The sequence below is a fragment of the Acinetobacter sp. G18 genome (assembly GCF_052660225.1).
In genome coordinates this window covers 3,332,104-3,345,818 of record NZ_CP109658.1, presented here as the reverse complement: position 1 = coordinate 3,345,818, position 13,715 = coordinate 3,332,104, and the positions used below count along the sequence as shown (strand labels likewise).

Genomic DNA, 13,715 nt, shown 5'->3' with positions numbered 1-13,715 from the left:
GGAATTACTGTGGTTGAAGACCTTTGTTTAGGCAGTGTGCCTAAATAATAATTCCAAGGAGAAGTGTCCCATGGAGACGGTTCAGGGTGGCATGTTGCTGATCTACACTGTAATCGCGATTATTGCATTGGTTGTTATGATCGCGAAGTTCAGAATTTATCCCTTTTTAGTTCTTATCATTGTTTCACTCGGTTTAGCTTTAGCTGTTGGCATGCCAATGGGCGATATTGTTAAGTCATATGAAGCTGGTACTGGTAAAACCTTGGGCCACCTTGCGATTGTAATCGCACTCGGAACGATGCTCGGCAAAATGATGGCCGAGTCAGGTGGTGCTGAACGAATAGCAATTACTTTAATTAAATGGTTTGGTGAGAAAAATATTCATTGGGCCATGATGTTTATTGCCCTTATTGTTGGTCTTCCCGTATTTTTCGAAGTCGGTTTTGTTCTACTCATTCCAATTGCGTTCAACATTGCTAAACGGACAGGCAAGTCCTTACTGGTTGTTGGCTTGCCGATGGTTGCTGGTTTGTCGGTTGTACATGGTTTAATTCCGCCACATCCAGCAGCTTTGCTGGCAGTGCAGGCATATCATGCTGATATTGGTAAAACGATTGCTTACAGTTTAATCGTGGGTGTTCCAACAGCTGTTGTGGCTGGGCCTTTGTACGCACTCTGGATTAATAAATACGTCAAATTGCCTGAAAATAACCAGTTAGCAAAGCAGTTTGTTGATGCGGATACGACTAAGACTCGTGAGCTACCAAGCTTTGGGATTACCTTATTTACGATTATGTTACCTGTTGTACTCATGTTAATCGGAAGTTGGGCTGATCTGTTCTTTGCACCAAAAACTTTCACAAATGATGTACTACGTTTCATTGGTACTTCTGATATCGCATTGCTTATTGCCGTACTGGTCAGCTTTATTACCTTTGGTACGATGCAGGGCTTTAACCGTGAGCAAATTGAAAAATTCTGTGGCGGCTGTTTAGCTTCTATTGCGGGGATTATGTTGATTGTAGGTGCAGGTGGCGGTTTTGGTGGCATTTTGCGTGACACCGGTATTTCTGATGAGATTGTATCTACAGCCTTAAAGGCAAATTTATCGCCATTATTATTGGGCTGGTTTGTCGCAGCATTGATTCGTTTGGCTACGGGTTCTGCAACGGTTGCTATGGCTACCGCTTGTAGCATTGTTGCTCCAATTGCAGCTACGGCTGGCGTTGCTGTTAGGCCGGAACTCTTAGTCCTTGCGACGGGCTCGGGTTCATTGGTGTTCTCACATGTAAATGACGCAGGATTTTGGCTAATCAAAGAATATTTTGGTATGACAGTAGGGCAGACACTCAAAACTTGGTCAGTATTAGAAACGATCATTTCGGTGTTGGGTTTATCTTTCACGCTACTGCTTAGCACTATTTTATAATTAAAGGTGAGTAATCCATGATTGTGATTGCAATGGGTGTCTGTGGAACAGGTAAAACCCTAATCGGTGAGTTGTTATCAGAGCGTTTGGCTTGTGAGTTCCTCGATGGCGATACGCTTCATTCGGCTGCAAATAAAAGCAAGATGAGCCAAGGCATTCCTTTAACTGATGAAGACCGTTTGCCGTGGTTACAAGCTATTCGTCAGGCAATTGAAGAAAAACAACAAGCAGGTGAAACGGCTGTATTTACTTGTTCTTCACTAAAACGAGTCTATCGCGATATTCTACGTGGTCATGACCAGAACATTAAGTTTGTATACTTAAAAGGTTCTTATGAGTTGTTGCAGCAACGACTTGCTGAGCGATCGGGTCATTTCTTTGATCCTTCATTGTTACAAACTCAGCTAGATACACTAGAAGAACCTGATGTGAATGAAGCAATTGCTATTGATATTGCGCTCACACCAGAACAGATCATTGAACAAGTCATGCAGAAACTAGGGGTAACTGACAGCGTGTGTCGCGGTTAACCTCGGTTAGAAACCCACATTTTAATGGCTCTATAGCCTAAGGCCCAAGCAAGGTGAATACCGGTAACGGTACTGGTATTTACACCAACTAGACCTCTTCATAACGGGCTAGGTTTACATTTATAAATAATTGGAGATAAGAATAATGAACCATTCAAATAATTTACAACATAAATTTCCCCCAGTAGATAGTATTCCTGACAGCGTACGTCTGCCATCTCAGATTCATCAGCGTATCTCGTTAGTGGATGGTGAGTTGAAGTTATGGGCTGGTTCAACCAAGAAGACATTCTCTCCAATCTGGATTCAGCAGCCTGACGGTAGCTTGCAGCAAGTTGAGCTTGGTAGTTATCCAGTCATGGGTGAGAAAGAAAGTGACGAAGCGTTAGAAGCGGCAGTACGCGCCTACAATAATGGTCGTGGTGAATGGCCAATGATGAAAGTGGGTGAGCGCATCGCTTGTATGCAAAATTTCATTCAGCGTATGGTGGAACAGAGAGACCTCATTGTTAAACTAATCATGTGGGAAATTGGTAAGAGCTTGGCAGACTCCGAGAAAGAGTTCGACCGTACTGTCACCTATATGCGTCAAACGATTGATGCCCTGAAAGATCTGGATAATGCCAACTCCCGCTTTGTAATTGCTGAAGGTACGATTGGTCAAATCCGTCGTACTCCACTAGGTGTCGTGTTGTGTATGGGACCATACAACTACCCGCTGAACGAAACCTTTGCTACCTTGATTCCGGCCATGCTGATGGGTAATACCATCATTTTTAAACCACCTCAATTTGGTACCTTATTGTTTGAACCGCTGTTGGAAGCGTTCCGTGATTCATTCCCTAAAGGTGTGATCAATACGATTTATGCACCAGGCTCTCTAGTGGTGCCACATCTGTTGGCATCTGGAAAAATTAATGTATTGGCATTGATTGGTTCTAGTAAAGTGGCCGATCACTTGAAAAAACAACATCCTAAATCTCACCGTCTGCGTGCGATTCTGGGACTGGATGCAAAGAACGCAGCCATTATTTTGCCAGATGCTGATTTGGATTTGACAGTGAAAGAGTGCCTGTTAGGAGCATTGTCGTTTAACGGTCAGCGTTGTACTGCGCTCAAAATGCTGATGGTACATCGGTCAATAGCTGACGAATTTGTTAAGCGTTTAACGGCTGAACTGGCTAAACTAAAAGTGGGTATGCCTTGGGAGAAGGGTGTATTTATTACTCCGTTGCCAGGTATGCACCGTACAACCTATATGACTGAAGTCATTGAAGATGCCGTGGCAAAAGGAGCTAAAGTCGTTAATCCGGAAGGTGGCGAATTCTGCAAAACCATGTTTTATCCAGCCGTAGTTTATCCGGTGACAGAGGGTATGAGACTCTATCGCGAAGAACAGTTTGGTCCAGTGGTGCCTGTCTCTGTTTATGATGACATTGAAACTGTGCTGGAATATGTTACGACTTCTGACCATGGTCAGCAGGTGAGTATTTTTGGTAGCGATGCTGAGCAAATTGGTCATTTAGTCGATACACTGGTACATCAAGTTTGTCGTGTAAATATCAACTGTCAGTGTCAGCGTGGTCCAGATGTATTTCCATTCGGTGGCCGTAAAGATTCTGCCGAAGGTACGCTGTCTGTGCATGATGCGTTACGTGCATTCTCTATCCGCGCTATGATTGCTGCTAAACAGACCGATGATAGTAAAGGCATGCTGGCCTCTATGGTGTCTGAGCACTATTCTAAATTTGTGAATACCGACTTTATTTTCTAATGAACATATGATTAAAAAAACCAGCCTTTGAGCTGGTTTTTTACAGTTGCTAATAATTTGAATAATAAAAAATGCCTGACATTAATCAGGCGTTTTTTGCAAGAATAGATTGATTATTGACGAATTTGACCGTCACCTAACACAATCCATTTTTGAGAAGTTAAGCCTTCTAAACCAACTGGACCACGTGCATGAATTTTATCTGTTGAGATACCAATTTCAGCACCTAAACCATATTCAAAGCCATCAGCGAAACGAGTTGAAGCATTAATCACGACTGAACTTGAATCTACACGAGCCAAGAACTGACGAGCCAAAGTATAGTTTTCAGTCACAATTGCATCGGTGTGATGTGAACCATATTTGTTGATATGGTCAATTGCTTCATCAATACCACTAACCACTTTAACGGCAAGAATTGGTCCTAAATATTCGGTATACCAATCTTCTTCTGTCGCAGGTTTTACAGAGGCACCCAAAATACGACGTGTTTCTGGACAGCCACGGAGTTCGACTTGTTTTTCAGCATACAGTTCAGCAATACGTGGTAAGAAAACGTCTGCAATTTTTTCATCAACAAGCAGTGTTTCCATCGCATTACAAACGCCGTAACGATGTGTTTTGGCATTTAAAGTAATCGGTAATGCTTTTTGCAAGTCTGCTTGAGCTTCTACAAACACATGACAGTTACCATCAAGATGCTTAATGACAGGAATACGAGCTTCATTGGTTACACGTTCAATTAGGCTTTTGCCACCACGTGGAACAATTACATCTACATATTCAGCCATGGTAATGAGGTGACCAACCGCTGCACGGTCAGAGGTTTCAATCACTTGTACTGAATGCTCAGGTAAACCAGCAACTTTTAAACCATGCTTAATCGCTTCTGCGATTGCTTTGTTTGACTCAAGTGCTTCTGAACCACCACGTAAAATAATGGCATTGCCCGATTTAATTGCTAAAGATGCAGCTTCAAGTGTTACGTTTGGGCGTGATTCGTAAATCATACCTACTACGCCTAGAGGCACACGCATTTTTCCAATTTGAATACCTGTGGGGCGATATGCAAGATCCGTAATTTCCCCAATTGGATCGACAAGCGCGATCACATCTTTTAAACCTTGCAACATCCCTTTAAAGCGTGCGGGCGTAAGCTCAAGACGATCAAGTAAGGCACTATCAAGCTTGTTGTTACGGCCTTTTTCCATGTCGAGTTGATTCGCCGCTAAGATTGCTGCCTGATTATTTTCTAAAGCAGTATAAATAGCAGAGAGTGCATGATTTTTAAGCGAAGTTGAAGCACTTGTTAATACACGTGAAGCTTCACGTGCTTGTTGCCCAACTTTTTGCATGTATTGTTCAATTGAATCTTGCATAGCAGTTTTTAATCATTTACCAATGACTACGATAGTAGCAGTCAAATGCGGAACAATGAATGGCTTTTTTTCAAAAATGTGATCGCTATAAAGAAACATTTAAATATTTTGAAAACTATTAGCGGCTTAAACAAGATGAGCGGTCATTTCAGCGATTGCGTATATTTCAGACAATTGTTTAGAATGGAATTGTGCAATACAAACTAATACAAATTTTAAAGATTTGTGCATAAAAGATTACATGTTCAAGAAGGAACTCTTGCAGCATAAAAAAATTACAGCAAGGAGGAAGCAAGGATATGAATTCCATTATTCAAATGGATTCGGAGATAAACCAAGCTTATGCCGGTTTTGGGTTTTTCGATATCTACAATAGAGATAGTTTTAAACAGCCAGCTCGTACTACATGGATTGACGGCTGGAAAATTGAGTACATGGCGATTGCAGATCCAAAAACTATTCACAAAACACCCATCGTGATTGTTGGCGGCGCTTTTCAAAATTTTAACTCTTATAAATATTGTGTTGAGCAACTGTTTGAAAGTGGTCCAGTCATTCTAATTGACTTGCCATCAATGGGCGCAAATCAACAAATTACCAATCGGGATACTGGAATTTCTGCTGGAACGTTAGAACTACCTGATTTATCAGAAATGTTAGGTCGCTGGTTAGATATTGTTGGAATTCAAAAAGTTTCTGTAATGGGAATGTCGTTGGGTTCAGTCGTTGCTTCTTGTTTTGCCTATCACCGTCCAGATTTGATGGATCGTATGATTTTAATGGGTGTCATGCAAAAGACCCGTAAAAGTTGGCGGATGATTTTGGAAGAATCACTCAAACTCATGCAAGAAAATCGCATGGAAGAGTTCGGGCAAGCGGTCATTTTATATTTGGTCAATCATGCCAAGTTAGATAAAACCCGTATGTCTCCGACAGCTAAAAAACTTTTTTTTAGGCAAATGGCTGAGTTCACAGGTACCGAGCGCGAACGTTATGACATTAACTGTAATCGTCTTCTACGGTTAACAGATGTGCCAATTCCAGAATGTAAAACACTGGTTGCAGCGGGGCAGTATGACAGTTTTACTCTGCCTCATGAAAATGCGAACTTTGCTTTGCAATGTCCTGATATGGAGTTTGCACTCATTGCGAATGCCGATCATGTACCACAGCTCCAGCGTCGTAAAGAAACCATGAGTTTATTTACTTCATTCTTAAAAGGTGAATCTATCCAAAATCTGGATGGCATTATTCCAATGACGCGCGAACAAATGCAAAGCATGGAGCGTCGAGGTGAAGAAAGGATTTCAGTCCTCCAACCTAAAACGAAACTGAGCCACCGTGAATGTAAAACAGAAGTGCCAGTAACGATTGCAGATGTCACTTTCTTTGGAATGTACTTAAAGTTAGATGATGTAACACAGCTCGACTTTGTAAATGAACACCCACGGGATCTGGCTCTGCATCTAGAAGATGAAGAAGGCCCTTTCTCGATTGAATGTTTAATCTTTGAAGCTACTGAACAAGGAATACGTGCTTTATTTAAACATGGCAGTTTTGAGCTTGCTGATCGTTTAAGTCGTTTTATTGCTCGCCAAAAGCTAGCCGCATAAATTTTAATTTTTCATAAAATGGAAGTCTCAAAATTATGAGACTTCCATTTTTTTATTTTAATTGAGCATGAATAGTCCAAACTAAATCACCTAAATGCTCTTCATTGCTCTCTTTAGAAATTTCCCCAAAGAATATTTGTGGTTGCTCAATACTCACCTGACTAAATCCTGCATCTTCAAAAAAGTTTTTCACCTCACGTGGCGTTTTAAAGTGAAAACTAAAAGAGCTTCGAGACATGAGTTTAAGTAATTTACTACTGTTCCAGATAATGCTGGCGAGTTTATTTTTAACGGGTTCAGGGTAGAGATCGGTTAAGTAATGGAACTTTTTAAAAGAATTTCCGTAGTGAGCAATCGACTGGATCAGTTGTTTTAATAAGTCTTTATCAAAATAGTTAATCAAACCTTCACTAATCACAACAAGTGGGCGGTTAGGATTAAACACTTCAAAGGCTTGTGCAAAAGTATCTGTAAATAAATCGACTGATAAAACCTCAGGTGCATTTTTTTCAATTTGTTGTAATGCATTTTGTTTGGTTTGTGCCATATCGGGTAAATCAAGCTCTCGATAGGTAATCGAAGGGTAATGCTGTCTAAACCACCAGCCACGTGGAGACAGGCCACATGCTATTTCTAGAACTTGTAAATCAGGACTTTCTTGAATGAGTTGTTCTAAGTGATGATCAAGCATGGTGTGGCGTTGTTTGAGTGTCGTGCGCATGCTACCGCCCACATATTTCTCTGCCCATGATTCTATTGGATGAACCAAATATGCTAGTGATTTGCCTTTACTCGTAGCCAGTGCTTCGTGTGAGATCCCCATTTGATACCAGATATAACCGGTATAGTGGGCTGTAAAAGAGATGTGGCGGTGTTTTGAAAGGTGTTGTGTCATTCGTCCTGAACTCGATTTATTGTTTTTGTGTGATCTTAATTGCCTAGGCGTTTATAGGACCTTGCATTTAAATTATGTCATTTAAGCTGACACACATCACGGCAGAGTTTTACTGTGTAAATGTTTCATTTCGGCAGTAACCTTCGGTTCGACCTACTTTTGTTTTGGCAAAAGTAGGCAAAACCATTGTCATCTACAAAACCTGTTATCTGTATCCATCTATCTTAATATATTGCAAATACAAGACTTATTTAAAACTACGCAGGTTGTAGATGACACTTTCACGTATCCATATTATGGATTAGTGCTTAGTTAATTCCTCATTAAATTTAGAATGAATTTTTAAACTCTTCAATGGCTGTTTTGACATCTTGCCATTCATTTCCAATCGATAAAGTTTCACCAATCTGAATTTGTGGAATTTGGCCACGCATACGTTCAAGGCGTTCTTGATTTGGTAGCTCTAAGTGAGCAATACCTTCAAGAGCTGTACATGCGGCACTACGGTCATTACACACCAGCCCCATATCACAGCCAGCTGCGAGAGCTGCTTGAATACGCGCATCTGCACCACCTGCTACACAAGCAGCCTGCATGCTTAAGTCATCAGAGAAAAGTACGCCATTAAAATTCAAACGATTACGAAGCACTTCTTGAATCCAGAAAGGTGAGAAACCTGCCGGATTTGGGTCAACCTGATCATAAATCACATGTGCAGGCATGAGCGCATCAAGCTCAGGCATAAGCTTAATGAAGCTTTGCATGTCATGGTTATAAATTTCATCATAGCTACGGCTATCAATTGCAGCTGCGACATGAGAGTCTGCTTTGACCGAACCGTGACCTGGAAAGTGTTTGCCGGTATTTGCCATTCCAGCTTTTTTCATACCGCGCATAAATGCGCCAGCAAGCGGAGCGATATCTTCAATATTTTTAGAGAATCCACGGTCACCAATCACATCGCTAATTGCATTAAGGTCTAAAACTGGTGCAAAACTAAAATCGATCCCCACAGCTAAGACTTCTGTTGCCATTAACCAGCCACACTGTTCTGCCAGTTCAAGAGCCTTTTGTGGTTGAGTAATATAGAGTTCGCCAAAGCGACCCATTGCTGGCAATAGAGTAAAGCCAGATTTTAAACGTTGAACTCGACCACCTTCTTGGTCGACAGCAATTAAAATATCTGGGCGAACTTGGCGCATATGGTCGGTTAAAGCACGGACTTGTTGTGGTGATTCAATATTTCGTGCAAATAAAATCATGCCACCGACTTGCGGAGCTTGTAATAGTTCAATATCTTCTTTAGTAAGTTCTGTGCCGGCAATGTCCAGCATCAACGCGCCAATCATATTGGTTCCATTTGAATTTTGATTGAAAAACAATAAGCGAATTTTGCAATGATTTGCTACATTTTGTCAGTACAGAATATGATAAAACTACACGGTATAAACAATTTAGTTGGTTAAGATGTTGAATCTGCTTAGTTCATATCGAAAACAGAGCGTGTAAGATACGAACACCCAAGGAAGTATTAAGAATTTATGAAACTTCAAACTATAGCTTGTGCAGTAGCAATCGCGACTGGCGGTTTATTCTTCTCTCATACGATGAACGAAGCAAGAGCAGCAACGAATACTGCTGCTGTTTCTCAATCGATCCAGCCAACGCAAGAGCAGGCCTTGGTGGCTCGTCAACTGGCAACTTTAGTTGATCGCCAACATTATTTAAATATGCGACTAGATGCGAATACATCTAATCGTATTCTCGATATGTACTTAGACAGTCTTGATCCAGACCACTCATTATTTTTAGACGCTGAAGTTCAAAATTATAAAAAACTCTATGGTTCAAATTTTGGTGCTTCATTAAAAGCGGGGAACTTAACTGGACCGTTTGCAATTCACCAGCAATATCGTGAACGCTTAAAACAATTTTACGAGTTCATGTTGGCTGAGTTGAAACAACAACAGAACTTAAAGCAGCCAAATAGCTATATAGAAGTAGATCGCGAAAAAGCGCCGTATTTTAAAACAACGGCTGAGCAGCAAAATCACTGGCGTAAAATGCTGGTTTCACAGTTAATTAATTTAACCATTAGCCGTGAAGAAGAGCAGGCAAAACAAAAGGCACTTAAAGAAAACCCGTCACTTGCTGATGGTCAAGACTTAAAAGGCCCAGAGGATTTAACGCCAGCTCAGACTTTGACTAAGCGTTATACACGTCAGCTTGAAAGAATTAGTCGTGTGAAAAGCGATGATGTTTTAGATAAAACATTAAATGCAATGTTAGCGACTTATGATCCGCACAGTAACTATTATCCGCCAATTGATGCGATTGAACTGAATCGCCAAACCACTTTGCAGCTTGAAGGGATTGGGGTATCGATTCGTCCAGAGCGTGGCAATGAAGATTACACCAAGATTGAAACCATTGTAGAAGGTGGTCCTGCAAGTAAGTCTGGCCAAGTGAAATCGGGAGATCGAATCGTTGGTGTCGCTCAAGAGGGCGGGAAAATGATCGATGTGGTGGGTTGGACAAGTTCGGAAATTGTTGGGCTTATTCGGGGTAAACGTGGCACTAAAGTCACGCTAAAACTTCTTGGTGCTGGTGCATCAATGAGTCAGGCACGTAATGTGACTTTAGTCCGTGACGTTATTCAAGAAGAAGATGCAGGTGTTCGTTCACGTACAGTTGAAGTGACACGCGATGGTAAAAAGCATGTATTAGGTGTGATTGAAATTCCATCGTTCTATTTTGACTATCGTTCACGTCGCGCTGGTCAGCAATATCGTTCAGTTTCTGAAGATACTGCAAATGCTTTTGAGGCATTAAAAGCGAAGAAAGTAGAAGGTATCATTATTGACTTGCGTAATGACCCAGGCGGTTCATTAGAAGAAGTTGCACGTATGCTTGGACAAGTGATTAAGTCAGGTCCTGTTGTGCAAATTCGTGATGGCAACGGCAATGTAAGTGTATTTGAAGACAACGATGGCGGTCAGCAACTCTATACAGGCCCGCTTGCTGTATTGGTGAACTTGGCATCTGCTTCAGCAAGTGAGATTTACTCTGCGGCAATTCAAGACTATGAACGTGGCATTATCATTGGTAGTACAACCACAGGTAAAGGTACAGCTCAGGTTCAACTTGATACTTTGGCATACGGCCAAGCGACCTTAACTCAGCGTAAATTCTACCGTGTTACAGGTGGTAGTACGCAAAACAAAGGTGTAGTGCCAGATATTAAGCTTGTCGATATCTATAACGAAGAGTTTGGTGAGCGTAAATCGAAGAATGCTTTGAAGTGGGATACGATCCCGACTGCACCATTTAAACGAGAAGGTTCTGTTCAACCATATGTTGCGAAGTTGTCTCAATTCTCTGAACAACGTGTTGCTGCCGATCCTCAGTTTAAATATTTAAATAAGCGTACGGCAATCGCGAAGGTTACGAGTGACCAGAAACAGGTTGTGCTTGATATTGATAAGCGCCGTGCAGAGCTTTTGAGTTTAGAAAAGCAAACGTTAGATGCTGAAAATGAACGTCGTGCAGCAACAGGTCAAAAGCCTTTTGCAAACTGGGAAAGCTACCAAGCTTCATTAGATGCGTTAGCTGAATCTCGTGCCAAAATGAAAGCTAACCAACGTCCTGCGTTGCCAGAAGAAGAAACATTTGTGAATGAAGCGGCAAATGTACTTATGGATTATGCAAAATTGCAAAACCGTTAAGTTCTTTTGTCTGTTTTACGAAAAAGCACGCTGTTCTCAGCGTGCTTTTTTAATTTTTTATGTCAGTAAACTGTCATGCATTTATCATCAAAGTGTCAAGAAAGCTGCTTAATCTTTAAGCATGAAAATAAATACATTGATGGATGGCGCTATGCAAGGCTCATACGCGACAGCACTATTAAAACAACAGCAACTCCCTGAAAGCTTCCAATTCTATTTTAAACAAAAACAGCAGTTGTCTAATACTCAGGAATTGCACCAACTCCACGGGTTGGTTCGTCCTCGTTTGAAAATTGCGATTGTGACAGAGACATGGCCACCAGAGATTAATGGTGTAGCACTCTCGTTATTACAGTTATGTCAAGGTCTACAAAAACAAGGGCATAAAATTTTACTGGTTCGACCAGAACAAAAAGCCAAGTGTCATGATTTTTTGCCAGAGCAAGAATGTCTGGTTATGTCACAAGCCATACCAAAATATCCAACTTTGCAATTTGGCTGGCCTCAATATTTAAAAGTTTCAAAAGCTTTTGAAAAGTTTGTCCCTGATGTTGTACACATTGTGACGGAAGGGCCTTTGGGCTTAACTGCCATGCAAGCTGCCAAGGCAAAAGATATTCCAGTTTCTAGTGGCTTCCATTCACCATTTCAAGATTTTAGTCGATTCTTTGATTTGGCTTTCTTGGTTAAGCCAATCCAAAAATACCTTTGCTGGTTTCATAACAATACTCAAGTGACCTGTGTGCCGAGTAAAGATACAGAGGAAGCCTTACGTGGTTTTGGTATTACCTGCCCACTTATTGTGGTTGGACGAGGGGTTGATACCACGCGCTTTTCACCAAAGCATCGCTTAGAAAGCCTACGCCAGCAATGGGGTGTCGATGCCGATACTCGTGTCATGCTGTATGTGGGACGTTTGTCGCCGGAAAAAGAAGTACAATTGATTGTTGAAAGTTATGCAGCCATGCAAAACATGTCGCAACATAAAACTAAACTGGTGGTAGTAGGAGATGGCCCAGATCTTGCTCGATTAAAAGCACTGTCAGAAGCGAGAAATGTTGTTTTTACCGGTAGTTTGCGTGGGCAAGAGTTGGCGGCTGCCTATGCAAGCGCAGATGTATTTGTGTTTGCGAGTCAAGTTGAAACGTTTGGTAACGTAGTTTTAGAGGCAATGGCAAGCGGTTTGCCTGTTATCGCGTATGATTATGCATGTGCACATCAATATTTAGTCCATAACGTAAGTGGCTGGTTAAGTCCACTTGGACAGAAAGACCATTTTATACAACAAATTTATCAACTCCCTCCAGTACAACAACTTAGAGAAATGGGCATACAAGCCTGTCGTAAAGTACAGCAAAGCGGTTGGCAACTTCCGGTACAGCAATTAGAACAGGCATTTTATCAGGTAGTGAAGGAATCCTCGGTGGACTTCACCTAAGTATCCTAAAATAGGAGAACGACCATGAAATTAAAGAATGCAAAAATAAAAATACTCGATCTAGATTTGAGAGGCTGTTTATATCTCAATCATTTTTCTCACTCACAACGCGTGGCTTTATTCTTCAAAATTATTAGCCGTGCGGGCGATGGGCCATTTTGGTACCTCATGCTAGCAATTGTATGGGGAATGCATGGCATTACCTACAGTTTGCAAATTATCTATTTGTTAATTGGCGGCTCAATAGGAACGGCAATTTATAAATTTCTAAAACATAAAACGACGCGTCCACGTCCTTATCAAGTACATCAGGTGATTGTGCTTGGTGAAAGACCACTTGATCACTTTAGTTTTCCATCAGGTCATACGTTGCATGCAGTGATGGTGACAATTGTGTTGGGGTATATCCAACCTGTGTTGCTAGCCGCTATGTTACCGTTCATGGTACTTGTTGCTTTGTCTCGTATGGTGCTTGGACTTCATTATCCAAGTGATGTGATTGTGGGTGCGCTTATTGGTGCGGCAGTAGCAAGTCTGATTATTTTTGTCGCGCCATTATTGGGCATTGCTTTATAACGAACAGTAATTTTTATCAGCTTAAGCTATCGATTACGTTTGTGGATTTGCTAAAGTACACAGTTCGTGATTTAGCAGATTAAACAGATAGGAGCCGCTATGGGCTTACGTTGGACAGATACGATTGATATTGCCATTGAATTGTCAGAAGCACATCCAGAAGTTGATCCGCAATGGATCCGTTTTACCGATTTACATGCATGGGTATGTGCATTACCAGACTTCAGTGATGACCCAAATAAATCAACCGAAGGATTGCTAGAAGGTATCCAAATGGCCTGGATAGACGAAGTTCGCTAAAAACAGTAGAAAAAATCGCAACTTTTACACATTCAAAGCTGATTATTGCCTATGAC

The 13,715-nt window shown here is 41.3% G+C and carries 11 protein-coding genes; 8 read left to right on the top strand and 3 right to left on the bottom strand.

Features of this window, described 5'->3' with window-relative positions; all coding sequences use genetic code 11:
• Positions 1 to 70: 70 nt before the first annotated feature.
• The 3 genes from NE363_RS15810 (at position 71) to NE363_RS15800 (ending at position 3,733) form a co-directional block, all read left to right on the top strand.
• Positions 71 to 1,429: a GntT/GntP/DsdX family permease gene (locus tag NE363_RS15810; protein ID WP_445535428.1), complete on the top strand. Its 1,359-nt coding sequence runs from the start codon at positions 71 to 73 to the stop codon at positions 1,427 to 1,429.
• A 17-nt stretch (positions 1,430 to 1,446) separates the two neighbouring features.
• The gene (locus NE363_RS15805) at positions 1,447 to 1,959 is read left to right on the top strand and encodes a gluconokinase (protein ID WP_445535427.1); all 513 of its coding nucleotides are present in this window, start codon (positions 1,447 to 1,449) and stop codon (positions 1,957 to 1,959) included.
• Positions 1,960 to 2,104: 145 nt separating this feature from the next.
• A complete protein-coding gene (locus NE363_RS15800) occupies positions 2,105 to 3,733 on the top strand; it encodes an NADP-dependent glyceraldehyde-3-phosphate dehydrogenase (RefSeq protein WP_445535426.1) in 1,629 nt (542 codons plus the stop codon).
• 113 nt (positions 3,734 to 3,846) lie between these two features.
• Here NE363_RS15800 and NE363_RS15795 read toward each other — a convergent pair whose 3' ends face one another.
• Entirely contained in the window at positions 3,847 to 5,112 is a 1,266-nt protein-coding gene (locus tag NE363_RS15795) for a glutamate-5-semialdehyde dehydrogenase (RefSeq protein WP_039250396.1), read from the bottom strand.
• Between the two features lie 299 nt (positions 5,113 to 5,411).
• Here NE363_RS15795 and NE363_RS15790 point away from each other — a divergent pair, with 299 nt between their 5' ends.
• Complete coding sequence (locus tag NE363_RS15790) at positions 5,412 to 6,725, top strand: alpha/beta fold hydrolase (RefSeq protein ID WP_445535425.1); 1,314 nt, start codon at positions 5,412 to 5,414, stop codon at positions 6,723 to 6,725.
• A 52-nt stretch (positions 6,726 to 6,777) separates the two neighbouring features.
• Here NE363_RS15790 and NE363_RS15785 read toward each other — a convergent pair whose 3' ends face one another.
• Both NE363_RS15785 and nagZ read right to left on the bottom strand, forming a co-directional pair.
• Positions 6,778 to 7,620, bottom strand: coding sequence for a class I SAM-dependent methyltransferase (locus NE363_RS15785; RefSeq protein WP_445535424.1), 843 nt, complete (start codon positions 7,618 to 7,620; stop codon positions 6,778 to 6,780).
• 329 nt (positions 7,621 to 7,949) lie between these two features.
• Positions 7,950 to 8,969, bottom strand: coding sequence for a beta-N-acetylhexosaminidase (nagZ, locus tag NE363_RS15780; protein ID WP_445535423.1), 1,020 nt, complete (start codon positions 8,967 to 8,969; stop codon positions 7,950 to 7,952).
• Positions 8,970 to 9,161: 192 nt separating this feature from the next.
• Here nagZ and NE363_RS15775 point away from each other — a divergent pair, with 192 nt between their 5' ends.
• The 4 genes from NE363_RS15775 (at position 9,162) to iscX (ending at position 13,659) form a co-directional block, all read left to right on the top strand.
• Complete coding sequence (locus NE363_RS15775) at positions 9,162 to 11,345, top strand: carboxy terminal-processing peptidase (RefSeq protein WP_445535422.1); 2,184 nt, start codon at positions 9,162 to 9,164, stop codon at positions 11,343 to 11,345.
• A gap of 139 nt (positions 11,346 to 11,484) precedes the next feature.
• Positions 11,485 to 12,783: a glycosyltransferase family 4 protein gene (locus NE363_RS15770; protein WP_445536395.1), complete on the top strand. Its 1,299-nt coding sequence runs from the start codon at positions 11,485 to 11,487 to the stop codon at positions 12,781 to 12,783.
• Between the two features lie 24 nt (positions 12,784 to 12,807).
• The gene (locus tag NE363_RS15765; protein WP_151682917.1) at positions 12,808 to 13,359 is read left to right on the top strand and encodes a phosphatase PAP2 family protein; all 552 of its coding nucleotides are present in this window, start codon (positions 12,808 to 12,810) and stop codon (positions 13,357 to 13,359) included.
• Between the two features lie 99 nt (positions 13,360 to 13,458).
• Positions 13,459 to 13,659 (top strand): Fe-S cluster assembly protein IscX, encoded by a 201-nt coding sequence (iscX, locus tag NE363_RS15760; protein WP_004698764.1) that lies wholly within the window; start codon positions 13,459 to 13,461, stop codon positions 13,657 to 13,659.
• The last annotated feature ends 56 nt before the right edge of the window (positions 13,660 to 13,715 follow it).

Excerpts from the sequence above, each read along its gene's own strand:
- NE363_RS15810 (WP_445535428.1), top strand. The coding sequence starts at position 71 with ATGGAGACGGTTCAGGGTGGCATGTTGCTGATCTACACTGTAATCGCG.
- NE363_RS15805 (WP_445535427.1), top strand. The coding sequence starts at position 1,447 with ATGATTGTGATTGCAATGGGTGTCTGTGGAACAGGTAAAACCCTAATC.
- NE363_RS15800 (WP_445535426.1), top strand. The coding sequence starts at position 2,105 with ATGAACCATTCAAATAATTTACAACATAAATTTCCCCCAGTAGATAGT.
- NE363_RS15795 (WP_039250396.1), bottom strand. The coding sequence starts at position 5,112 with ATGCAAGATTCAATTGAACAATACATGCAAAAAGTTGGGCAACAAGCA.
- NE363_RS15790 (WP_445535425.1), top strand. The coding sequence starts at position 5,412 with ATGAATTCCATTATTCAAATGGATTCGGAGATAAACCAAGCTTATGCC.
- NE363_RS15785 (WP_445535424.1), bottom strand. The coding sequence starts at position 7,620 with ATGACACAACACCTTTCAAAACACCGCCACATCTCTTTTACAGCCCAC.
- nagZ (WP_445535423.1), bottom strand. The coding sequence starts at position 8,969 with ATGATTGGCGCGTTGATGCTGGACATTGCCGGCACAGAACTTACTAAA.
- NE363_RS15775 (WP_445535422.1), top strand. The coding sequence starts at position 9,162 with ATGAAACTTCAAACTATAGCTTGTGCAGTAGCAATCGCGACTGGCGGT.
- NE363_RS15770 (WP_445536395.1), top strand. The coding sequence starts at position 11,485 with ATGGATGGCGCTATGCAAGGCTCATACGCGACAGCACTATTAAAACAA.
- NE363_RS15765 (WP_151682917.1), top strand. The coding sequence starts at position 12,808 with ATGAAATTAAAGAATGCAAAAATAAAAATACTCGATCTAGATTTGAGA.
- iscX (WP_004698764.1), top strand. The coding sequence starts at position 13,459 with ATGGGCTTACGTTGGACAGATACGATTGATATTGCCATTGAATTGTCA.